We start from the raw sequence: 22,278 nt of genomic DNA, 5'->3' as shown, positions 1-22,278 counted from the left end.
GCCACAGCATCCAGGAAGATCGATAAGCTGAAGACTATGAGTGAACCGTTCTCCACCCCTGCTCGCACCGCTGGCTCTTCGCGTTCTACGGGGGCTGGTGGCTCGGAACCGTCGATGCCCGCCTCCATGCGTGGGGCGGTTGACCTCGGCGCCATCGGCCAGAGTGCCCTCGGAGGGGGCGCGCCGGGTGCGTTGGGACAGTCCTCAGGGGGGCATCAGTTCACCGTGGAGGTGACGGAGCAGAGCTTCCCGGACCTTGTGCAGATTTCCGCCGAGGTTCCGGTCGTTGTGGCCATGTATGCAGGCTATTCGCCGCAGTCCCGCGCCGTCGTAGATACGCTGGACCGCCTGGTCGCCGCCTATGTGGGCCGGATGTTACTGGCCACTGCGGACGTGGAAAAGTTCCCACAGATTGCCCAGGCTTTCGGCGCTCAGGGGGTTCCCGAGGTGGTGGCGCTGGTCAAAGGACAGCCTGTGCCGCTCTTCAATGGAGATCTGGGAGAGTCGGATACCCGCCGTTATCTCGAGGAGCTGTTGAAGCTCGCTGCTGCTCACGGCGTACAGGGGACCCTGGGCGATGCCGATGCACAGCCCGAGGCTCCACCGTTGCCGCCGCTGCACCAGGAGGCGTTGGACGCCATCGACCGCGGCGACCTGGCTGCGGCTGAAGCCGCCTACCGGGCGGCACTGACGGAACGGCCGGCGGACAATGATGCCAAAGCCGGGCTGGCTCAGGTCGGTCTGTTGCAGCGCACCGAGGCGATGAATGCTGAGAACGCCGAGGGACTGCGGACGCGCGCCGCTGAGAATCCCGATGACGTCCAGACTCAGTTGGAGGTGGCGGACCTGGACCTGCTGGGCGGCCACGTTGAGGATGCCCTGTCCCGGATTGTCCGGTTCATCGCCACTCACCCCGGCGCGGACCATGAGTCGGCGCGGGAGATCGCCCGGTTGCGTCTGTTGGAGCTCTTCGAGGTCGTTGGTGGGCAGGACCCGCGGGTGCGCTCGGCCCGGCAGGCCCTGGCTCGAGCGCTGTTCTGAGTCGCTATTTAGTCCTTAAGATGGATTCCATTTAGTCCTTAAGGTGGACCCTTTCCCGGATTTCGGGACATAGCGTGGAACCATGATTGAGAACACTGCTGCCTTGAGCATCAGGGGCCTGGTCAAACGGTTCGAGAGCAAAATCGCGGTCAATCAGGTCAGCCTTGAGGTTCCGTCCGGTTCTTTCTACGGGCTGGTCGGACCCAATGGCGCGGGCAAGACCACCACGCTGTCGATGGCCACCGGCCTGTTGCGCCCCGATGCCGGCGAGGCCTGGGTCCACGGCGTCAATGTCTGGCAGCAGCCCCTGGAGGCCAAGAAACTGATGGGCATCCTGCCGGACGGTGTGCGGCTCTTTGACCGGCTGAGCGGCGAGCAGCTGGTCACCTACTCCGGCCTGCTCCGGGGAATGGACCGGCAAACGGTGGCCAGCCGGGTGGGAGATCTGCTCGGTGCCCTGGACCTGACCCAGGATGCCGGAAATCTGGTGGTGGACTACTCGGCCGGTATGACGAAGAAAATAGCCCTGGCCTCGGCGTTGATTCATGCTCCGAAGGTGCTGGTGCTGGACGAGCCCTTCGAATCGGTGGATCCGATCTCGGCTGCCAATATTAGGGATATCCTCAGCGATTACGTCCGTTCCGGTGGCACGGTCATTGTGTCCAGTCATGTGATGGACCTGGTTCAGCGAATGTGTGATCACGTGGCTGTGATTGCTGGCGGAGTCGTTCTTGCTGCAGGAACCGTGGATCAGGTGCGGGCAGGCCAGAGCCTGGAGGATCGGTTTGTGGAGCTGGTCGGTGGGCGGCATCAGGGGGAGGGGCTGGCATGGTTGCGGACCTCGTCAGACTGAAGTTCGCCATTCTGCGTAATTCGTTGAAGCGGAGTACTGGGCAGCTGGTGGGGCTCATCATTGCCGCGGTGTACGGCCTTGGCGTTCTGGTTCTGGCGGTGGCCGGCCTGGCGGGACTGGCCTTTGCTCCGCTCGATCTTGCAGGCACCGCCGTGGTGCTGGCCGGATCCGCGCTGATCCTGGGCTGGCTGGTCGTCCCAATCTTTACCGCAGGCTTGGACATGACTCTTGACCCGGGGCGTTTTGTCACGTTTGCGGTACCGATGCCGAGCCTGCTGACCGGGCTGGGCCTCGCTGCGCTGGTAGGTGTCCCTGGGGCGATCACGCTGATCGCAGCCCTGGCGACGGCGCTGACCTGGATCCGGAATCCCCTATCGGCCGTGGCTGCCCTGCTCTGCGGCCTGATCGGTGTGGCGATCTGCGTGCTGGGCTCGCGGGCCTTCACCTCGCTGAGCAGCAATCTGGGTGGCTCCCGGAAGTTCCGCGACCTCAGCTTTTTGGTGTTGCTCATTCCTTTGATGTTTCTGGGCCCGATCATCACCGGAACCATGCAGGGGATCCGTGACCTGGGGCAGTTCCTGCCAGGCTTTGCGCAGGCGCTCTCCTACACCCCTCTGGGTGCACCCTGGTCCGTTCCCGCGGATATTGCCCGAGGGGCCTGGGGCGCCGCCGGACTTAAATTCCTGATCGCTGTGGTGACCGCCGCATTGCTTGCCTGGCTCTGGAAGCTGAGTCTTGCCCGGGCTCTGGTGAATCCGGTGCATGTGGCCAGCAAGGCGCGGGCGGCTGGGAAGCTCGGATTCTTTGCTCAGTTCCCGGCCACTCCCTGGGGTGCGGTGGCTGCGCGCAGCCTGAGCTATTTTGTCCGCGACCCACGGTATGTGGGCAGCCTGGTCGTGGCACCGATCCTGCCCCTGGTGACGGTGATACCGGGGCTGCGCAGCGGGTCGATAGGTCTGCTGGCTTTTGCCGGCGCCATCGCTGTCTACCTGTTGATCTGGGGTCTGGCCTCAGACACCTCCTATGACAACACCGCCTTCGCCCTGCATCTGGCCACCGGAGTCTCCGGACTCGCGGATCGTCTGGGCCGTGCGGTGTCCTATATGGTGCCCTCCGTGATCCTGGGGCTGCTCTACGCGGCGCTGGGTGCTGCACTGACCGGCGCCTGGTCTACGTTCCCGGCGCAGCTCGGACTGGTCTTCGGCATTATTTTCAGTGGTGTGGGGCTCGGCTCGGTGGCCTCCGCCCTGTGGATCTTCAATGTGCCGGCGCCCGGTGACAATCCCTTCAAATCCCGGCCAGGGAACAATTTCGCGGTAGCGCTCCTGCAAATGGTCGGTCTGCTGGGTCTTGCCCTGCTGGCGCTCCCTGAGCTCATTCTGACTCTCATGGCGGTACTGGGGCATCAGATCATTCTGGGCTGGATCTCGCTGGCGGTCGGCATCGTGCTGGGTGGTGCTTTGATGGTGACCGGACTGGTCGTGGGCGGAAGAATCTACGATCGTCGGGCTCCGGAACTTTTCGCCTCATTGAGCGCACAAAAATAGCGCCCCGAAAAAACTCCCGACTCGCACGCTGGCTGGAGTATTTGGTGCGACGTGCCGGAGAATGGACTCTGGCCGGTTGGCCCAGGTTTTTCTCGGAAAGGCAGGACTGCGTGGAAGTTATTATCCTTTCGGACAAGGAAGAGGCCGGCAGGTTTGCTGCTGACGCGATCGAGGCTCTGGTGGTCGCCAAGCCGGAGGCCGTCCTGGGTCTGGCCACAGGGTCGTCGCCGCTGCCGATCTACGACGAACTGGCCCGGCGGCACGCCGAGGAAGGGCTGGACTTCAGCCGGACCCGCGGCTTCGCGCTGGACGAATACGTGGGGCTTCCTGCCGGCCATCCCGAGTCGTACTGGGAGGTACTGCAGCGCGAATTCACCTCGCGCGTCGGCATTGACCCCTCCCGGGTCAGTGCACCCAACGGCTCGGCGGAGGATATCGCCACGGCCTGCGCCGAGTATGAAGCCCAGATAGTGGCCGCTGGCGGTATCGACCTGCAGATTCTGGGGATCGGCACAGACGGCCACATCGGATTCAACGAGCCGGTCTCCTCGCTCGCTTCACGGACTCGGATCAAGACGCTGACGGAACAGACCCGTCAGGACAATGCCCGGTTCTTCGGTTCCCTGGGCGAGGTACCACATCACGTGGTGACTCAGGGCCTGGGCACTATCATGGACGCTCGCCATCTGGTGATGATCGCGACGGGTGCCGGGAAGGCCAGCGCGGTGAAGGCCGCCGTCGAAGGTCCTGTCGCTGCGATCTGCCCCGCCTCGGTGTTGCAGTTCCACCCGCACGTGACCTTCCTGGTGGACGAGGCAGCGGCCTCCGGGCTGAGCCTGGGTGGCTACTACCGGCATACCTGGAACAACAAGCCGAGCTGGCAGAAACTCTGAATCGCTGCCTGGTCGTCGCTTCAGCGGAACCGGGCGTCCGGCACCTGACCAATAACAGTTGGGTAGGATGAACGGTATGAGTATGCCTCCCGATCCCTTCGACAACGATCCCGGAATGCCGCAAGGCCCGGGTGGATCCACGGCGACCCTGGAGCGCACCGAACAGCGCGAACAGCTTGAACCTGGCGATGCTGAACGCTTTGCGCACTATGTGCGCAAAGAGAAAATTCTGGAATCCGCGCTGAGCGGGGAGCCGGTGATTGCGCTCTGCGGCAAGGTCTGGGTACCTGGCCGCGACCCCAATAAGTTTCCTGTTTGCCCTGAATGCAAGGCCATTTACGATGGCCTGCGTCCCGGGAAGGATGACGGTAACAAGGATCAATGAGCTGGTTCCTCAGCCTCAACGAGCTGAGCCGGACCTTCTTCATCACCACACCATGGCGGGCTGCTCTTTCATGCCTGCTCGGGAGCACCACACGTGACAGAAACGCTTTTCGGATCAGGCCCACAAGACCCTGCTCTGAACACCACCGCACGCAACCTCTCTCCGGCATATCCGGAACGGGCCGCCTGGGGAACCGCACAGAAACTCCGCGCCTGGCAGTCCGAGGCGCTGCATCGCTACTTTGACGGAAACCGACAGGACTTCCTGGCGGTGGCTACGCCCGGTGCCGGAAAGACCACCTTCGCGCTGACTGCGGCGCGTGCGATGATCGACTCCGGCCAGGTCAACCGGATTACCATCGTCACGCCTACCGATCACCTCAAGCGTCAGTGGGCCGATGCCGCCGCACGGGTGGGCATTGCGATCGACCCCAACTTCAAGAATGCCGACGGCCGCCACGGCCGGGACTTCCTCGGCGTGGCGGTGACCTACGCTCAGGTGGCGTCCAAACCAGCTTTGCACCGGGCGAAAACCGAGGCCGGTAAGACGCTGGTGATCCTGGATGAGGTCCATCACGCTGGGGACGCCCTGTCCTGGGGTGACGGTATTCGGGAGGCCTTTGAGCCAGCCAGTCGCAGGCTGGCTCTGACCGGTACGCCCTTCCGCTCCGATACCTCGCCGATTCCCTTTGTGGACTATCAGGAGGATCAGGACGGCATCCGTCGCTCCAAAGCCGATTACACCTATGGCTACGGTGAAGCGCTGAAGGACCACGTGGTTCGTCCCGTCATGTTCATGGCCTATTCCGGCCAGATGCGCTGGCGGACCAGTGCCGGTGAGGAGATGGCGGCGACCCTTGGCTCCGCCGTGACCAAAGACATCACCGCCCAGGCCTGGCGAACCGCGCTCAACCCGTTGGGCGAATGGATCCCGGCCGTTCTGGCAGCGGCGGACAAGCGACTCTCCGAAGTGCGGCGCTCCGTGCCCGATGCCGGCGGCCTGGTGATCGCGACCGATCACGAGGATGCCCGGGCCTACGCCGGTCAGCTGAAAAAACTGACCGGTGAATCTCCGGCAGTGATTCTCTCCGATGATGGTGGTGCCTCGAAGAAGATCGATGAGTTCTCTCACGGGGACAAGCGGTGGATGGTGGCGGTCCGGATGGTCTCCGAAGGGGTCGACGTGCCGCGCCTGGCCGTCGGGGTGTACGCGACCTCGACCTCCACCCCGCTATTTTTCGCCCAGGCCGTGGGTCGTTTTGTGCGCGCCCGCAAGCGGGGCGAGACGGCCTCCGTGTTCCTTCCCTCGGTGCCGCAGCTGATGGCCTTGGCCAATGAGCTCGAACTTGAGCGTGACCACGCCCTGGACCGGCCGGAAGCAGAACCGGATGGCTTCGCCACCGAAGACGCTGAGATGCTGGAGGCCAATCGTGAGGAGAAGGCCTCCGGAGAACTGGAAAAAACCAGGTTTGAGGCGCTGGAATCCCAGGCCTCCTTTGATCGCGTCCTGTTCGATGGTGGCGAGTTCGGTACCGGTGGAGAAATCGGCAGTGAAGAAGAACTGGACTTCCTGGGGATTCCCGGTCTGCTGGACGCGGATCAGGTATCGGTGCTGTTGCGGCAGCGGCAGGCGGAGCAGCTCAGCAGGCGTCGGAAGGGCTCTGCGGCCCGGGGGACTGCTTCGGTTTCTGACTCTGCGCCACAGGCGCTGCCGGATCACCGGCAGCTGATGGACCTGCGGACCGAGCTGGCCAGGAATGTCTCGGCCTGGTCGGCACGGACCGGGACTCCGCATGGCGTGGTACACACCGAGTTGCGCCAGCAGTGCGGCGGGCCCGCAGTAGCACAGGCTAACGAGAGTCAGCTTCAGGAGCGGATCGCCAAGCTGCAGGGTTGGTTCATCGGGCGCAAATAGGCCTCATCAGCTGAGGATCGCTCCGGTGGCTTCCAGTTCCAGCAGCGCACTTCGGGAAGCCTCGGCGTCGACGCCGGCGCAGAGCCCAGTAAGGATGCGCACCCGGTAGCCGTGTTGCAAGGCATCCAGTGCGGTGGCACGGACGCAATGGTCGGTGGCCAGGCCCACGATGTCCACGGCCTGGATTCCGCGTGCCCGCAGCCACTCGTCCAGGCCCCGCTCCTGGCTGGAACCCTGTGCGGAGCCTTGTATGGAACGGGCTTCAAAGCCGGAATAGGCTGCGCTGAACTGGCCCTTACGGAAGACCGCCTGGAAATCCGCCTCGCTCAACGGTGCGTGAAGCTGTGCCCCGGGGCTGCCCGCCACACAATGCACGGGCCAGGAGTCGATGAAATTCGGAGCCTGAGGTGCCTGGGCAAAGTGGCTGCCCGGATCGATGTGCCAGTCCTCGGTTGCCAGCACGGCCTCGTAGTCCCTGGTGGCGCTGCTCAGAAGCTCCTTGACCCCGCGGGCCACGGCTGCCCCACCGTTGACGGCCAGCGAGCCACCCTCGCAGAAGTCGTTCTGGATATCCACCGCAATCAGCGCCGTCGCGGTGCGTTCCTGGTGCCCGGTGTGGCCAGCCTGCTCCGAATCCGCACTGATCATACCGGGTCAGTTTCGTACAGCGTGGGGATCAGCGGTTCCCCACGCTGTAGCCGCTTCCAGGATCCCGGCAGCTCGGCGGTGGAGGCACGATGCCGTTCGGCTGCGCGGTGAACGGCCTCCGGTCCGGTCCAGCCCGGCTGCACCACTCCGTCGATCACCAAGTCCTGCATAAGCGCCCGGTCGTTGCCGTCATCGGCCGGTTCATGGTCAATGCCGATCACTTCCGCCTCGGCAACCCCGCGTGCGTTGAGTCGGCGCAGAGCGCGTTTCCGGCCGCCCACGCTGGCCTTGTTCTTCGCGGCCTTGGCCACCGGCACGAAGGTGCCGTCATCGCCCGCTCGGCTGACCAGCTTGTAGACCATCCCGGCCGTGGGGGCGCCGGAGCCGGTGACCAGCGAGGTGCCGACGCCGTAGGCATCCACCGGGGCGGCGGCCAGGGCAGCGATGGCATATTCGTCCAGATCGGAGGTCACCACGATCCGGGTGGAGGTATTGCCCAGTTCGTCCAGCTGGGCCCGGACCTGGCGGGCCAGGGCCACCAGATCCCCGGAGTCGAGCCGGACAGCGCCCAGTTCCTGCCCCGCCAGCTCCACGGCGGTGCGCACGGCGGCAACGACATCGTAGGTATCGACCAGCAGCGTGGTGTCCTTGCCCAGGCTCGCCAGCTGGGCGGCGAAGGCCTCCCGCTCGGAATCGTGCAGCAGGGTGAAGGAGTGAGCGGCAGTGCCCTGCGTGGTCAGGCCGTAGCGCAGGCCGGCTTCGAGGTTGGAGGTGCTGGCGAAGCCGGCGATGACGGCGGCGCGCGCAGCGGCCACAGCGGCCTCCTCGTGGGTGCGCCGGGACCCCATCTCGATGCAGGGGCGGCTGCCTGCGGCCCCGCTCATCCGGGAGGCGGCGGAGGCGATGGCGCTGTCGTGATTGAGGACGGAGAGCAGATACGTTTCCAGCAGGCAGGCCTCGGCGAAGCTGGACTCCACCACCAGCAGCGGCGAGTTGGGGAAGTACACCTCACCCTCCCCGTAGCCGTACATTGAGCCGGTGAAACGGAAGTTCGCCAGGAAATCCAGGGTCCGCGCATCGACAACCTGGCGTGATTGAAGGAATTCCAGCTCAGTTTCGCCGAAGCGGAAGGCGGAGAGGTTCTCCAGAATCCGTCCGGTCCCGGCGACCACGCCGTAGCCGCGGCCCTCCGGCAGCCTGCGGGCGAACACCTCGAAAACGCTGGGGCGTAGTGCCGTGCCCGATCGCAGGGCAGCCTGCAGCATGGTCAGCTCGTAGTGATCCGTCATCAGGCTGACAGGGGCTAGGGCTCGGGTGCCGGGTTGGAGATCCCGGGTGGGGTTGATCGACATCACACCATCACTCTAAGCGGGGACGCCTAGAATAAGAGGTTATGACCATCAGTACGCTGCCAGATGCAGGCAGCCTTACGGCGGCTGAGCACGATGCCGCGGCCCAGCAGAATGCGCAGCGGCCCTGGTCGGTGGTGGTCTGGGACGATCCGGTCAACACCATGGGCTACGTCAGCTATGTTTTCCAGACGTACTTCAAGTATTCCGCTGAGGACGCCGAGGAGCTGATGCTCCGGGTGCATCATGCGGGCAGCGCCGTGGTGGCCACCGGAAGTCGGGAAAAGGCCGAGACCGATGTGCAGGCCATGCATTCCTATGGGCTCCAGGCCACCGTGCGCAAGGACGGCGATGACTAGAGGTTTTGTGATCCGTGGCGGGAGGATTCACGGACGGATCGGCGAGGATGAACGCCATCTGCTGCAGGGACTCTGCAGCGCGGTGATTGAACTGCTGCAGACCCGTGATCCTGGACAGGACGGCACAGAGCCGGATCCTCTGGCGGTACTGGTCGGCTGGCAGGAAGACCCCGGTGAGCCGCACGATCTGGCGCTGAAATGGCTGCTCCCCAGCGGCATCACGCAGCCTCACGATGCTGAAGACAGTCAGGAAAAGGCCGATGCCGCCGCAGATGCTGCAGCCGAATGGCGGCGGTTGAGCGAAAGCACGGTCCGCCAGGGAAAAGTGGCCACACTACGTGCGGCAGCGCTGCTCCTCGAGCCGGTGGAGCTGAATCTGGAGGCGAATCAGGCAGAGATTCTGGCGAAAGCGCTCAACAGCATCCGGTTGACCCTGGCCGCCCGGATCGGCCTGGACAGCCCGGAGGCCATGGATACCGTCTTCGGCCAGGCGGAGGGTGCGGCTGAAGACCCGGCCGCGAGGGACGCTTCGGATCACGATGCGGAGAATGAGTCCTTGCTGGCTCTTTTCCGCCTGGTGGCGGCCATCCACGATTCCCTGGTGATGGCCATGCTGGAGCTTCTTGACCTGGAGCCGGATCCCGGGGAGGGCGCCCGATGAGTGAGGTTCTTCTGGACCCGCAGGCGCCGGTGGGCATTTTCGACTCGGGGGTGGGCGGCCTGACGGTAGCGCGCGCCGTGATCGATCAGCTGCCTCAGGAATCGATTTTCTATGTGGGGGATACGGCGAATGCGCCCTACGGCCCGCTGCCCATTGCCGAGGTGCGGGCCAATGCCCTGGGCGTGATGGATGAGCTGGTGGATTCCGGCGTCAAGCTTCTGGTGATCGCCTGCAATTCTGCGACCGCCGCAGTCCTGCCCGATGCGCGGGAACGCTACACCCTCAAGCACGGCATCCCGGTGGTCGAGGTGATTCAGCCGGCGGTGCGGCGGGCAGCTGCCGCCACGCGCAATGGTCGGATCGGCGTGATCGGCACTCAGGCCACCGTGGGTTCGCGCGCCTACGAGGGCGCTTTCGCGGCAGCACCTCAGGTGGAGGTGACCGCCGTCGCCTGCCCTGAGTTCGTCCGCTTCGTCGAATCCGGGGTGACCTCAGGTCCGGAGGTGTTGCGGACGGCTCAGGAGTATCTGGCCCCGCTCAAGGCCGCCCAGGTGGACACGCTGGTGCTGGGCTGTACGCACTATCCGCTGCTCACCGGCGTGATTTCCTACGTGATGGGCGATGGCGTGACGCTGGTCTCCAGCGCGGAGGAAACGGCAAAGGACGTCTACAAGGCGCTGCTGGAACACGATCTGGAACGCACCGACGACTGGCCGCCGCAACACCGCTTCGTCTCCACCGGCAACGCCCAGAGCTTTGAGACTCTGGCCCGGCGGTTCCTGGGTCCGGAGGTATTGTCCGTGGAGCATGTGGCGCATGTGTCAGCCCACTATCCCACTGGATCGCTCGCCAGGATCACCCCGGAGATGCTCCGCGCAGCGCACGCCCAGGTGGGGTATGAACCAGCCGTTCCCGCTACGTCCGGGCAGGGGCTGGCTCGGTGAAGCTGACCATCGTGGGCTGTAGCGGCTCGTTCCCCGGGCCGCAGTCGCCGGCATCGTGCTATCTGCTCAGTGCTCATGACGGCCAGCGCACCTGGCGGATTCTACTGGATCTGGGCAGCGGAGCCCTGGGCTCGGTGCAGAAGTACCTGGACCTGGAAGACATCGACGCCATCATGCTCAGCCATCTGCACCCCGATCACTGTATGGATCTGTGTGGACTTCACGTGGCCATCCGGTGGAACCCCCGGGGCTGGCACCGTGGGCGTATTCCGGTCTGGGGACCCAAGGCCACCGCGGACCGGCTGGCGACGGCCTATGGCCTGGATCCGGAGCCGGGGATGCGCGAAGAGTTTGATTTCTCCTCCTGGGCTGAGGGAGAGTCCGTGCGGATCGGGCCTTTTACCGTGACTCCTCATGCCGTGGCTCATCCGATGGAAGAGGCGTATGCGCTCCGGGTGGAGGTGGAGGAGTTCGACGGTACCGGCCTCGATCGACGCGTGGTGCTTAGCTATTCGGGGGACACCGATACCTGCGACGGTCTGATCGCGTCGGCGCTCGGCGCGGATTTCTTCCTCTGCGAGGCCGCCTTCGAAGAGGGGCGCGATGACGGCATTGACGGGGTGCACCTGACCGGACGGCGGGCTGGTATCGCCGCGCGGGATGCCGGAGTGAAGCGGCTGCTGCTGACCCATCTGCCCGTCTGGAATGAACCCAATGTGGTGTTGGCCGAGGCCCGTGAGGTCTTCGACGGCAATGTCTCCGTGGCTGCGGCAGGCGTTCATTACATGGTGTGAGGCGGGATTACAGGATGTAGCCGGGGCGCCTGCGGTGTGTTAGGTGCGCGCAAGGGCCGCCTAGCGTGCATCCGGCATTGATCCCCTTGGCTTCGATTTCGCTAACGACAACGGAATAAGCACCTCCTGATCATTCTTGCGATCATTGCGACGATCATGATTCGCCGAAGCGTCCGTGCGGACCGGGCATGCTAAGAAGAGCAGCGAATCACTGGAGACCCGATGCTGGCCATTCCCATCCCCCGGAGCGTCAGCTGCTGCCCGGTACCGCCACAGCTCCAACGCAACCCTCTGCGGGGTCCTCAGTCTGCTTCTTCTCGGCGTCGTCTTCGGGCCGCTGGCCTCTCACAGGCGAGAAAAGTTGAGGCTCTGGGTGTTCCGGCATCGGCGGGGAAGGTCCTGGGCGCCATGGGAGCATCCTGCCCATTCTCTCCGTTCTCGGCTCGGTCACGATTCTGGTCATGACGTTTTCGTATCATTGACACCATCGGGCCGCGCACCAGGTGCTCAGGACTTTTGGCAGAGGTGTTCGCCTTCCGTCGCACTTTTCAAGCTTCAACTCAAAGGAAAACAATGGGAATTTTGCGGGAACCTTGGCCATCGGGATCAGCCGTAGCATCGATTTTGCGAACGAAAACGGAATAAGCACCTGCAATCGCGGGTGCTTATTCCGTTTTCGTTCGCAAAATCGAGAAATCTCGCAACCACCCCCAGACTCGGTAGGCTTGGACTATGGTCTCAACCCCCACACCCTCTGCCGAAACTGCCCTGCGCGCCGACGGGCGCACCCCGGATCAGCTCCGTGATATCTCGATCACTCGCGGCTGGTCCCGTCAGGCGGAAGGCTCCGCGCTGATCGAGTTCGGCAACACCAGGGTGCTGTGCACGGCCTCGCTGACCGAAGGCGTGCCACGCTGGCTCAAGGGGGAGGGTCGGGGCTGGGTCACCGCCGAATACGCCATGCTGCCGCGGGCCACCAACACCCGCTCGGACCGCGAGTCTGTCAAGGGCAAGATCGGCGGCCGTACGCATGAGATCTCCCGATTGATCGGGCGCTCGCTGCGTTCCATCATCGACACCAAAGCTCTCGGTGAGAACACCATTGTGCTGGACTGCGACGTCCTTCAGGCCGATGGCGGCACCCGTACTGCCGCGATCACCGGTGCCTATGTGGCACTCGCCGATGCGATCCGCTATGCCAAAGAACACAAGCTGATCGCCCGCAACGCCGAACCGCTCGTGGACACCGTCTCCGCCATCTCGGTAGGCATCATCGACGGTGTGCCGATGTTGGACCTGCCCTATGTGGAGGACGTCCGGGCGGAGACCGATATGAACGTGGTGGTGACCGGCAGCGGCAAATTCGTCGAGGTTCAGGGAACGGCCGAAGGCGCGCCTTTTGACCGGGACGAGCTCAACCAGCTCCTCGATCTGGCGCTGCTCGGCACCGCCCAGCTGGCCCAGATTCAGCGCGCAACGCTCAGCCGGGACATTCAGTGAGTGGACATCCAGTGACGGGCGCCCAGCTGGTCCTGGCCACGCACAACGCCGGGAAGCTCCGTGAGCTTCGCGAACTGTTGCGCGGACAGGTCCCCGGGCTCGATGTCGACACAGCGGTAGTGGATGCGGCGAGCGTCGGGGCGCCGGATGTCCGGGAAACCGGGGTGACCTTCGCGGAGAATGCGCTGCTCAAAGCGCGGGCCGTGCATGAGGCCACCGGTCTGCCTGCACTGGCCGATGACTCCGGTTTGGCGGTCGACGTCCTCCACGGTGCTCCTGGCATTTTCTCGGCTCGCTGGGCTGGTCGGCATGGCGATGATCAGGCCAACCTGGAGCTACTCCTGGCCCAGCTGGGCGATATCGACGCCGCACATCGTGGCGCGGAATTCCGCTGTGCCGTCGCCCTCGTGGCCTCAAGCCCACTGCAGGCGGCGGATCGCGAAAGTGGAGTCGGCGTCATCGAGCATGTGGAAGAAGGAACCCTCCGCGGCACGCTGCTCACCGCTCCGCGTGGCGCCCATGGCTTTGGCTACGATCCCATCTTGCAGCCGGAAGGCTACAAGCTCAGCTGTGCCGAACTTGCCCCTGCCGTCAAGAACGCCATTTCACACCGGGGAGAGGCCTTCCGGAAGATCCTGCCGGCCGTCATCGAGCTTCTCAGCAGCTGAGTGCTCAGGACGTCTTTTTGCGGCTGCGCAGGACTTCCACCACGATCGGAATCAGCGACAGCACGACGATCACGATGAAGATCAGGTCCAGGTTGTCCTTGACCCACGGCACGGACTCGCCCAACAGCCCGCCGAGCAGGGTCACGCCGCCCGCCCAGAGCACGCCGCCCGCAACGTTGAACAGCAGGAAGTTCTTGCGATCGTACTGAGCCACGCCCACGATCACCGGGACGAAGGTGCGCACAATGGGCACAAAACGAGCCAGAATCAGGGCCTTTCCGCCATGCTTCTCGAAGAAGGCGTGAGCCTTGGCGAGGTTCTCCTGCTTGAAGAACCGCGAATCCGGCCGCTTGAAGAGTGCCGGGCCCGCCTTCTGGCCAATCAGATACCCCACCTGATTACCCACGATGGCGCAGATCACCAGCAGCAGGGCGAGCACCCAGATGTTCACCGGCAGCTTGCCCGAGGCGGAGAGTAGCCCCGCGGTGAAGAGCAGCGAATCGCCGGGCAGGAAGAATCCCAGCAGCAGACCGGTTTCGGCAAAGATGATGGCGCAGGCGATCACGACAACCCAGAACCCCAGGGCAGGGTTGTCCAGGATTTTGCTGGGGTTCAGCCAATCGGGGAGTAAGGAGGCGCGGGCGGCTCCGCCGGTGAAAACGGGGGCAACGGCAGAGGGTATCGAGGCCAGGCTCGTGGCAAGAGAAGTCACCCCCTAAGGCTACGGCACAGGCTTCCGGGGACCAGCCGCAGGCACGGCAACCAGGCACCGCAACTCATCAGCCCAGCAGCTCATCCGGATAACACCAGCGCCAGTTTTCGCCGGGCTCGGCACTGCGCATCACCGGATGCCCGGTCTCCCGGTAGTGGCGGTCTGCATGGCGTGCTGGGGAGGAGTCGCAGCAGCCGACGGATCCGCAGGTGAGACACATCCGCAGGTGAACCGGAACCGTTCCCTCGCGCAGACAATCTGCACAGAACGGTGCCTCCGGAACCGGCAGGTTCACCGCAGCGAGCAGGTGTTCACAGCCACCTTCGCGTTCCAGCACCTCTTCCACCGGAGTCAGGGGCTGATCTTCTAAAGCATCGTCGAGCATGGATTCCTCCACATCGAGTCGTTCCAGGACGGCGCTGAGCACCTCATGCGGGTATCCGCCTCCCGAACGGAGTCGCAGCACCTCTTCCCGCTCCGCCTCGAGCATACTCCAGCGCAGCTGGGCATAGCGCTGGGAGGGAGTCTGCGTCTCCTCTTCCGAGCGGCCCAGCCGTTCCCAGGCGGCCAGACCGCGCTCCTGGGTGCGGCGCTTGAGCATGGAGAGCACCTCCGGTGGGTCTTCCTCGCGCCGCACCTCGTGCAGTCGCTCCAGCCCCGCCGTCGTCGCCCGCTGCATAAGTGAGGCTTCGGTCAGTAGGTCTTCACGGCGGTCCGGCCCACTGAGCCTGAGCGCGCGCACCAGAGGAGGAAGAGTGAAGCCCTGAAGCAGCAGGGTCCCCGCGACCACCACCAGTCCGGCCAGAATCAGCACCTGTCGATGCTGAAAATCGGTGGGCAGCGACAGCACGGCAGCCAGGGTGACGACTCCGCGCATGCCAGCCCAGGAAATGATGGCGGTGGAGGTCCACGGTGGTGAGGGATCCGCGCGTCGAATGGCCGGGATCAGCCGGGGAAGGTAAGTGGCCGGGAAAACCCACAGCGGGCGCAACACGAGCACGGCGAGCAGAATGGCCAGGCATCCCCACCAGATGGTGGCGGCACCCAGGGAATCGTCCCGCACCGAGTCGATGATGCTCTTGCCCTGCAATCCGATCAGCAGAAACACTGAATTCTCCAGCAGGAACTGCACGGTGTTCCAGTTGCTCCGCTGGCTCAGGCGCGAGGCCCCACCCGGCATCGCCGGTGCTTTGGCACCCATCAGTAGTCCGCAGACCACCACCGCCAGCACGCCGGAGACTGGCACAATATGCGCCTCCTGCAGCGCCTCGGCGGGCAGGAAAGCGATGAACGGTGCCGCGAGGGAGAGCGAGGTGTTGATGGCGACATTGCGCACCCGCTTGCGCACCTGTGCCAGCAGAAAGGCCGCTACCAGCCCGATGGCGATGCCCAGACCGGCGGCCAACACGAAATCCCGGCCGATTTCCCAGACCGAGTACGCGCCTGCCAGGGTGGCGATGGCCGCGCGCAGGCAGACCAGTGCAGTGGCGTCGTTGACCAGGGACTCGCCCTCGAGGATCGAGATGATCCGCCGTGGCAACCCCACCCGGCGGGCGACGGCGGTCGCTGCCACCGCGTCGGGCGGTGCGACGACGGCACCCAGGGCTATCGCTGCTGCGAGGGAGAGACCGGGGAACACCCACCAGGCCACCAGTCCCACGCCTAGGGTGGCGAAAATGACGTAGCCGACCGATAACAGGCCGATGGCGCGCTTATTGCTCCGGAAGTCGATGAAGGAGGTCTGCAGAGCCGCCGCATACAGCAGCGGAGGCAGGATGACGACCAGGACGAACTCCGGGTCGAGCGAAAGAATATGCGAGAGCTCTGGTGGCAGAACGAAAGAAGCGCCCGCTCCGAGAACCACCAGCAGCAGGGGAGTGGGCACCCGGATCCGCTTGGCGAGGGCACTGGCGGCACAGACCAGTACGATGACGACCACCAGGGTGAGTGCGAACTCCATGCGCTCATTGTGCCGCATGGCAGGATGGGAAGGTACAGAAGCGGTCTGTCGCTTTTCCGCAAAGGAGATTCCGCGCGTGGATAACATCCTGCATTATTGGTGGCTGGTTTTCATGCTGCCTGTTTTCGCCGGGATCTTCCGGCGGACCTTCTTTCCAGGCCGCTATCGTGATCGTGATCAGCACCGCGATCGTGACAGGAGTCGCGGACGTGATCTGCAGGCGCCACACGACGCGCCAACGTATGGTCCCGGTGCCTACGGGCCACCTGCTGCCGGTTCTCCTACTTACGGACCTCCGGTCGCCGGGTATCAGCCGCCGGGCTGGCAGCAGACCCCTCAGCAGCCTGGCCAGCCGTTCCAGGCTGACCCGCTGGCCTTCGAACTGGCCCGGCTGGAAAGCGATCATGATGCGGTGAACGCCCGCTGGCTGGTCTACGAACTCGATCTGACCAAGCTGATCGACTTTCCGATGATGTCTGATGTCCGCGAGCCCCTGACGGCTGCCTTCCTGCGGGCCAAGCGGGTAGCCGATGGCCTGCGTCAGCGGGACTCTGAGGCTCCGCACACCGAACGCAGTGTGGCGGAATATCGGGATGCCGTGCGTGATTTCGAAGTGGCCTTCGACCTGGCCGAACGTGAAGCGCGCAGGGTCAAGGACGCTCATTTCAAGGACGAGGAACGCGGACGACTCTCGACCGCCCGCAAGTTGTTGGCCACCGCGGAAGATGAGAGCGCCACACCAGCCGAGCGCCAGCTGGCCTATCGGCGCGCCCGCAAGGAGCTCGATGGTCTGCTCCTGGTGCCCGAGGAAGCAGTGGCAGACCTGGAGCAGCGCATTCAGGCCCAGCTGGACGCCATCGTCCGCCCCGGATCAGCCGGTGTTCCGGATTCTTTGCCCGAACCTCTGCTGAACCCGGTCAGGAAAGCTGAGCAGAGGCCGCAGGCAGAACAAAGGCCTGAATAAGAGGCGCCAGCAGTTCGGTATCCATCGTATCCGCGCTGACCCAACGCAGCTCGGCGATCTCCGCGAGCGCGCGTGGTTGCTGGCGGCCCAGCCGGGCTGCGGAGATGATGAACACCTCTGCTGAGACCAGATCGGCGTCATCGTTCGCAGCGGCACCGAGCCAGTGACCCAGGGGTCGGATCTCCGCCCGGGGCAGGTCCACACCGATTTCCTCGGCGGTTTCGCGCAGCGCTGCTGCCAGTGCGTCCTCCCCAGTTTCGGGTTTTCCGCCGGGTAACTGAAAGCGCGTCGTTCCACGCTTGCGCACGGTCAGCAGGCGGGCCGAATGCTGCGCCTCCGCGAGCAAACAGTCATCCACGATGGCGACAGCACTCACCGTGACGGTGCGTGGGGCGGAAGAAATCACCCGGACAATCTATCGCGCTCTTGACACCAGGGTTGGAGCACTTCTAGGTTAGTTATATGACTAATGAACCAGTCAACCAATGAGCCGTAAGGAAGGTGCTGTCAATGATCGATGACAGCAAGCCGATCTTTCAGCAGATCGCGGATCTGATCGAAAACGACATCGTGGAGGGCACACTCGTTGAGGAAGGTCAGGTGCCTTCGACCAACGAGTTCGCCGCATTCCATCGAATCAACCCCGCGACAGCAGCCAAGGGCGTCAACCTGTTGGTCGACCGCGGGATTCTGTACAAACGACGGGGGATAGGGATGTTCGTAGCGAGCGGAGCCCGACAGGCAGTGATCTCGCGGCGTCGCACCAGTTTTGTTGACCAGTTTGTGCGCCCGCTGCGGCTCGAGGCCCAGAAGTTGGGTATCGACGCGGGACAACTCGCCCAGCTCATCCTCGACGACGATCTGCCTGGAGAGGTGCCTGAACACCGTGGGTTGACGGGCCTGGAACGACTTACCAACTCGGAGAGGAAGGCCTGACATGACGCTTTCAATAGCTCCTGACGCAATGGGAAGCCTCGACCCGGAACCCGTGGTCAGTATTCGCGATCTCAGCAAGCGCTACGCGAGGGAGACTGCCCTGGATCGCATTTCTCTGGATCTCTTCCCGCACAAGATTTATGGCCTTCTGGGCCGCAACGGCGCAGGGAAAACCACGCTGATGTCGATTCTGACCGGTCAAGGCTTTGCCAGCTCGGGTGAGGTGGCCGTTTTCGGCGCAGATCCGTACGAGAACGATTCGGTGCTGAGCCGGATCTGCTTTATCCGCGAGTCGCAGAAGTATCCGGACAGCTTCAAGCCGATACATGCCTTTGCAGCCGCCAGACTGTTCTTCGATCACTGGGATCAGGATTTCGCGGAGCGGCTGGCGGAGGACTTTCAGCTACCACTGCGCAGGGCGATCAAGAAGCTTTCCCGCGGTCAACTCTCGGCAGTGGGCGTCATCATAGGTCTTGCCTCTCGTGCTGAGTTGACCTTCTTTGACGAGCCCTATCTGGGGCTGGACGCCGTCGCGCGCCAGCTCTTTTACGATCACCTGGTGGCGGATTTCTCAGAACATCCGCGCAGCATCGTGCTCTCATCGCACTTGATTGATGAGGTGGCCAATCTACTCGAACACATTGTGGTGATCGACCGCGGTCGAATCATCATGGACGACGACGCCGAGGTGATCCGTGGCAGCGCCGTCACGGTGGTGGGGTCCGGGGTGCGTGTGGAGAGCTTCGTGGGCAACCGCGAGATCCTTCATCGTGAAACCCTTGGCTCGCTGGCCTCCGTGACCCTTCGGGCAGTGCTCAGCCCTGAAGAACGTCGCGAGGCTGCCGAGCTGGGGCTGGAGTTGCTTCCGGTCTCACTTCAGCAACTCATCGTGCGCCAGAGTCTCCGTTCTGCCGACTCATCCGCGGAACGGGAGGCATCCTCCACCAGCCTTCTCAGCCAGGAGACACTCTCATGAACCGCATCGTCAGCGTCGCAAAAATGCAACTCCTCAATAAATGGACCTTTTTGGGCATTCCGGCCGTCATGCTGACCCTGTGTTTTGCGCTCAGCCTGGCGATCTTTGGACTGATCCCCAACTCGGAAGGCTTCAAACCCTCGGGTGCAGGGCAGGCACCACTGTGGTATTTTTTCGGCCTGGGCATTCAGGCGCTCACCTTGACCTTTCCGTTTTCGCAGGGAATGAGCGTGAGTCGGCGGAGCTATTTCCTGGGTACCATGGCGCTGTTTTCAGCGTTGTCCCTCATCATGGCCTTGTTATATTGGGGGCTGGGCCTGGTGGAGTCCGCTACGAACGGCTGGGGTCTGCAAGGCCATATGTTCTCCTTCCCCTGGGTTTCTGACGGGCCCTGGTTTGCGGTGGTGCTGTTCTTCTTCGCCGCCACGATGTTTCTGTTCCTTCTGGGTTTCTGGTGCGCCACTATCTACAAACGCTGGCACATGACCGGTCTGCTGATTCTTCTTATCGGATTTGCCGTGATCATCCTGGCCCTGGTGGCTGTACTGGTCTGGCAGAACTGGTGGCTGGCCTTCTACAGCTGGTTTGCGCCTCTGACGAATCTTTCCGTGGCGGCTCTGGCACTGGGCCTGTGCGTGGTGCTGGCAGTTACCTCATATCTGACCCTGCGGCGGGCGACGCCCTGACGGAGAGTCAGGGGGCAGGCGCTCCTTGCGGCCGGAAATGAAGTGTCGGGCCTCGGCGCTACGCTGGACCGGTGCCCCTGAATTTCACCGCCGTCGATTTCGAAACAGCCAACGGCTTCCGCGGCTCACCCTGCGCGGTGGGGCTCACCCGAGTGCGCGATGGCCGGATTGTGGACGAGGCATTCTGGCTCATGAGGCCACCGGTGGGCTATGACCATTTTGACCCTCGCAACGTCGATATCCACGGCGTCACCGAAGATCAGGTGGCTCAGCAGCCACGCTTTGCCGAGCTCTTCCCGCAGATTCAGCAGTTCTGGGGCGACGACGTGGTGGTAGCTCATAACGCGGCCTTTGATACCGGAGTGATCCGGGCGGGCCTGGAAGTCTCCGGCGCTGCGGTCCCGGCCTACCAGTACGGCTGCACCGTGATTCTGGCGCGGCGCAGCTACGATTTGCCGTCCTATTCGCTGCCCTTCGTGGCGGATGCGGCAGGGGTTGAACTGGTCAACCATCACGACGCCATTGAGGATGCGCGGGCCTGCGCTGGGATCATGATCGACATTGCTGCCCGTCATGGCGCTCGCAGTGTTGCGGAAGTCTACGACACGCTGAAACTGCGCCAGCCCCGGCAGGAACCAGCGGAACCGCGCCCAGATGCCCGGCCGATGCCGCCAGGTCAGACCGGTGCGGCGGCACCGGCAACTGGGCGGGCGGCTGGGGACTGGCTTCCCTGGCCGGAGGAGGGCGTAAATCCGATGCCGAATCTGCACGCGGACCGCAATCATCCTCTGTACGGCCAGATTGTGGTGTTCACCGGCAAGCTGCAGATCCCGCGGGAAACGGCGAAGGCCCGCGCCGCCGCCCGGGGTGCCCAGCCGGCCAGCTACGTCACCCGGAGCACCACGGTTCTGGTGGTGGGGGACGGGTTCATTGCAGCGGATCTGCGCAGCGGCACCATCCGGAGCTCCCGACTCAGCGCCAAGGCCAAACGTGTGCTGGATCTGCACCGTAAAGGGCAGAGGATCGAGGTGCTCTCTGAGGGAGAGTTCATGCAGATGATCGGCTAGCGCTCCGGATCAGCGGACGTTGCCAGCGGCGAGTCATCGGTGGTCAGGAATTCTTCACCGCCACGCCGAAGTCGGTCAGTGACCCATTGAACTTGGCACCGTTCGGGGCAAACGGGGTGACTGTTCCGTTGGAAACCTTGAATCTTCCGGAGGGTCCGCCCAGGACGAAGAATATTCCTGGCTCAGGTTGTTTGAGGAATAGCACCGCATTCTCGGACAGCTTGAACAGAGGGTCATCAGAAATCTGATGGATGGCCCCTCCCACCGTCCCACCAGTCTGTCGGATGGTCAGCTTGGACCCCACGGATGCCAGATGACCCGGATCATTGATCACGATGCCCACAGTAAATTCGAAATCTGTGATGGGGAATGACTTCAGGTTCGATTGCCCGACTACCTTCGTGAAGGTTCCCTGGACTGCGACGGCGCTGTGTGCCTTGAGGCCTGCCAGCGTGTTGTAGCCCTCTGCCCAGCTGGCATCCATGTTCACCGTGGGTTGGGATGCGCTTGGGGAGATGGAGCATCCCGTGACTGCAACAATCACGGTGAGTGAAACTACTGCCGAAATGAAGAAGTAAGCTATCCGCATCGGAAGGGTAGGATTTCTCACGGGGCTCCATCAACCTCTCTGATCGAATCTGTCAGTAAAGTGCGTTGACGCCGTTTACGTCGTCCTGATACGGCCCATATATACCGCAGCTGTCCCGGGTGTTGGTATAGGGGGTCATTAAGACGCAACCATCGGTGTGGGCAAGACCAATCGCGTGTCCCAATTCATGTGCAGCGACGCCTTGAATGGTGGCAGCGGAGTAGTTGCGGGTATAGTAATAGTTCAGATACAGACTTGCATACTGGAAGTATGTTCCCGTCGAACACCACACGCCAGCATAGTAGGTAATTCCATCCCAGCCGACAGTGTCGTGCGAAACATCATCCACTGTCAGGGCGCCGCTTCCGTTGTATAAAGTCACATTTGCCGGGCTGGCATTCCAGGTCCACCGTGCGTTGTCCCAGCCAGCAATATCAATGAAGGCCATAGCCGACTGGCACTGCACATTGATGCCGGCACAACACCCACTGGTTGGCGTGTTGTCCCAGCGGAGCCCCTCCAGGCTATAAGCTCCGGCAGGACTTATGCCCAGTGCGGAAATGACAACCATCACTAACCCGATCGCAAGTGATCTCACTACTAGCGGAATTTTCGGTGCTACTTTTCATGCCATGAAAACATTCCTTGTCAATTCTTTTGATCGAACCCAATTGCTTCAGAAAACCCAACTCGGGTCGAAATCGGAGTTTGCAAAAAAGTTTCATTTTTATCGGAAGCTGAACTAAGAATCAGATATGGATGAAGATGACGGCAACGCTACTACCGCAAGCAGGGGAACACAATAGATCAGTTGAGCGATCTTAGGGGTTCC

General features: G+C 63.2%; 24 protein-coding genes. 17 read left to right on the top strand and 7 right to left on the bottom strand.

Annotation, left to right across the window (positions count from 1 at the left end; genetic code table 11):
* The first annotated feature begins 36 nt into the window (after positions 1-36).
* The 6 genes from QQM37_RS04255 (at position 37) to QQM37_RS04230 (ending at position 6,633) form a co-directional block, all read left to right on the top strand.
* On the top strand, positions 37-1,041 hold the full coding sequence (locus QQM37_RS04255) for a tetratricopeptide repeat protein (RefSeq protein ID WP_285725295.1): 1,005 nt from the start codon (positions 37-39) through the stop codon (positions 1,039-1,041).
* Between the two features lie 82 nt (positions 1,042-1,123).
* Positions 1,124-1,894 carry an ABC transporter ATP-binding protein gene (locus QQM37_RS04250; protein ID WP_285725294.1) on the top strand — a complete coding sequence of 257 codons (771 nt, stop codon included), beginning with the start codon at positions 1,124-1,126 and terminating at the stop codon, positions 1,892-1,894.
* On the top strand, positions 1,870-3,441 hold the full coding sequence (locus QQM37_RS04245; protein WP_285725293.1) for a transporter: 1,572 nt from the start codon (positions 1,870-1,872) through the stop codon (positions 3,439-3,441). Before QQM37_RS04250 ends, QQM37_RS04245 begins: the two co-directional genes overlap by 25 nt.
* Positions 3,442-3,551: 110 nt before the next feature.
* The gene (nagB, locus tag QQM37_RS04240; protein ID WP_285725292.1) at positions 3,552-4,334 is read left to right on the top strand and encodes a glucosamine-6-phosphate deaminase; all 783 of its coding nucleotides are present in this window, start codon (positions 3,552-3,554) and stop codon (positions 4,332-4,334) included.
* A 67-nt stretch (positions 4,335-4,401) separates the two neighbouring features.
* Positions 4,402-4,719, top strand: a complete 318-nt coding sequence (locus QQM37_RS04235; RefSeq protein WP_285725291.1) for a DUF3039 domain-containing protein — start codon at positions 4,402-4,404, stop codon at positions 4,717-4,719.
* 93 nt (positions 4,720-4,812) lie between these two features.
* A complete protein-coding gene (locus tag QQM37_RS04230) occupies positions 4,813-6,633 on the top strand; it encodes a DEAD/DEAH box helicase (protein ID WP_420030117.1) in 1,821 nt (606 codons plus the stop codon).
* A 6-nt stretch (positions 6,634-6,639) separates the two neighbouring features.
* Here QQM37_RS04230 and QQM37_RS04225 read toward each other — a convergent pair whose 3' ends face one another.
* Both QQM37_RS04225 and QQM37_RS04220 read right to left on the bottom strand, forming a co-directional pair.
* Entirely contained in the window at positions 6,640-7,281 is a 642-nt protein-coding gene (locus QQM37_RS04225; RefSeq protein WP_285725290.1) for an isochorismatase family protein, read from the bottom strand.
* Positions 7,278-8,633 carry a nicotinate phosphoribosyltransferase gene (locus tag QQM37_RS04220; protein WP_285725419.1) on the bottom strand — a complete coding sequence of 452 codons (1,356 nt, stop codon included), beginning with the start codon at positions 8,631-8,633 and terminating at the stop codon, positions 7,278-7,280. Before QQM37_RS04220 ends, QQM37_RS04225 begins: the two co-directional genes overlap by 4 nt.
* A 41-nt stretch (positions 8,634-8,674) precedes the next feature.
* Between QQM37_RS04220 and clpS the strand changes: the two genes are divergently transcribed.
* The 6 genes from clpS to rdgB all read left to right on the top strand — a co-directional run bounded on the left by clpS (position 8,675) and on the right by rdgB (position 13,556).
* Positions 8,675-8,989, top strand: a complete 315-nt coding sequence (gene clpS / locus QQM37_RS04215; RefSeq protein WP_285725289.1) for an ATP-dependent Clp protease adapter ClpS — start codon at positions 8,675-8,677, stop codon at positions 8,987-8,989.
* Positions 8,982-9,650: a DUF2017 family protein gene (locus tag QQM37_RS04210; protein ID WP_285725287.1), complete on the top strand. Its 669-nt coding sequence runs from the start codon at positions 8,982-8,984 to the stop codon at positions 9,648-9,650. Before clpS ends, QQM37_RS04210 begins: the two co-directional genes overlap by 8 nt.
* The gene (gene murI / locus QQM37_RS04205; protein ID WP_285725286.1) at positions 9,647-10,594 is read left to right on the top strand and encodes a glutamate racemase; all 948 of its coding nucleotides are present in this window, start codon (positions 9,647-9,649) and stop codon (positions 10,592-10,594) included. Before QQM37_RS04210 ends, murI begins: the two co-directional genes overlap by 4 nt.
* Positions 10,591-11,388 carry an MBL fold metallo-hydrolase gene (locus QQM37_RS04200; protein ID WP_285725284.1) on the top strand — a complete coding sequence of 266 codons (798 nt, stop codon included), beginning with the start codon at positions 10,591-10,593 and terminating at the stop codon, positions 11,386-11,388. Before murI ends, QQM37_RS04200 begins: the two co-directional genes overlap by 4 nt.
* Positions 11,389-12,120: 732 nt before the next feature.
* A complete protein-coding gene (rph, locus tag QQM37_RS04195) occupies positions 12,121-12,888 on the top strand; it encodes a ribonuclease PH (protein WP_285725282.1) in 768 nt (255 codons plus the stop codon).
* Between the two features lie 11 nt (positions 12,889-12,899).
* Positions 12,900-13,556, top strand: a complete 657-nt coding sequence (gene rdgB / locus QQM37_RS04190; RefSeq protein WP_285725280.1) for an RdgB/HAM1 family non-canonical purine NTP pyrophosphatase — start codon at positions 12,900-12,902, stop codon at positions 13,554-13,556.
* A gap of 4 nt (positions 13,557-13,560) precedes the next feature.
* Here the strand turns inward: rdgB and QQM37_RS04185 are convergent, their stop codons facing one another.
* Both QQM37_RS04185 and QQM37_RS04180 read right to left on the bottom strand, forming a co-directional pair.
* Positions 13,561-14,268, bottom strand: coding sequence for a VTT domain-containing protein (locus QQM37_RS04185; protein ID WP_285725278.1), 708 nt, complete (start codon positions 14,266-14,268; stop codon positions 13,561-13,563).
* 67 nt (positions 14,269-14,335) lie between these two features.
* Positions 14,336-16,228 (bottom strand): cation:proton antiporter domain-containing protein, encoded by a 1,893-nt coding sequence (locus QQM37_RS04180; RefSeq protein ID WP_285725276.1) that lies wholly within the window; start codon positions 16,226-16,228, stop codon positions 14,336-14,338.
* Between the two features lie 76 nt (positions 16,229-16,304).
* On the opposite strand from QQM37_RS04180, the gene QQM37_RS04175 reads away from it, so the two are divergent.
* Positions 16,305-17,192, top strand: a complete 888-nt coding sequence (locus tag QQM37_RS04175) for a hypothetical protein (protein WP_285725274.1) — start codon at positions 16,305-16,307, stop codon at positions 17,190-17,192.
* Here the strand turns inward: QQM37_RS04175 and QQM37_RS04170 are convergent.
* Positions 17,146-17,598, bottom strand: coding sequence for an NUDIX hydrolase (locus QQM37_RS04170; protein ID WP_285725272.1), 453 nt, complete (start codon positions 17,596-17,598; stop codon positions 17,146-17,148). The two genes, QQM37_RS04175 and QQM37_RS04170, sit on opposite strands and share 47 nt — an antisense overlap.
* 104 nt (positions 17,599-17,702) lie before the next feature.
* Between QQM37_RS04170 and QQM37_RS04165 the strand changes: the two genes are divergently transcribed.
* From QQM37_RS04165 to QQM37_RS04150, 4 genes are all read left to right on the top strand, one after another.
* A complete protein-coding gene (locus tag QQM37_RS04165) occupies positions 17,703-18,128 on the top strand; it encodes a GntR family transcriptional regulator (protein WP_285725270.1) in 426 nt (141 codons plus the stop codon).
* 1 nt (position 18,129) lies between these two features.
* Positions 18,130-19,104 carry an ATP-binding cassette domain-containing protein gene (locus QQM37_RS04160; RefSeq protein ID WP_285725269.1) on the top strand — a complete coding sequence of 325 codons (975 nt, stop codon included), beginning with the start codon at positions 18,130-18,132 and terminating at the stop codon, positions 19,102-19,104.
* Positions 19,101-19,790: a hypothetical protein gene (locus tag QQM37_RS04155; RefSeq protein ID WP_285725267.1), complete on the top strand. Its 690-nt coding sequence runs from the start codon at positions 19,101-19,103 to the stop codon at positions 19,788-19,790. Before QQM37_RS04160 ends, QQM37_RS04155 begins: the two co-directional genes overlap by 4 nt.
* A gap of 71 nt (positions 19,791-19,861) precedes the next feature.
* Positions 19,862-20,857, top strand: a complete 996-nt coding sequence (locus tag QQM37_RS04150; protein WP_285725266.1) for a 3'-5' exonuclease — start codon at positions 19,862-19,864, stop codon at positions 20,855-20,857.
* 43 nt (positions 20,858-20,900) lie between these two features.
* On the opposite strand, the gene QQM37_RS04145 is transcribed toward QQM37_RS04150, so the two are convergent.
* Together QQM37_RS04145 and QQM37_RS04140 are read right to left on the bottom strand one after the other, a co-directional pair.
* Positions 20,901-21,347, bottom strand: a complete 447-nt coding sequence (locus QQM37_RS04145) for a hypothetical protein (RefSeq protein WP_285725264.1) — start codon at positions 21,345-21,347, stop codon at positions 20,901-20,903.
* Between the two features lie 151 nt (positions 21,348-21,498).
* Complete coding sequence (locus tag QQM37_RS04140) at positions 21,499-22,044, bottom strand: M57 family metalloprotease (RefSeq protein ID WP_285725262.1); 546 nt, start codon at positions 22,042-22,044, stop codon at positions 21,499-21,501.
* Positions 22,045-22,278: the final 234 nt, after the last annotated feature.

Source organism: Psychromicrobium xiongbiense (genome assembly GCF_030271165.1).
Lineage (GTDB): Bacteria > Actinomycetota > Actinomycetes > Actinomycetales > Micrococcaceae > Renibacterium > Renibacterium xiongbiense.
The sequence above is the reverse complement of the archived record's forward strand: the minus strand, read 5'-3'. Positions and strand labels throughout refer to the sequence as shown.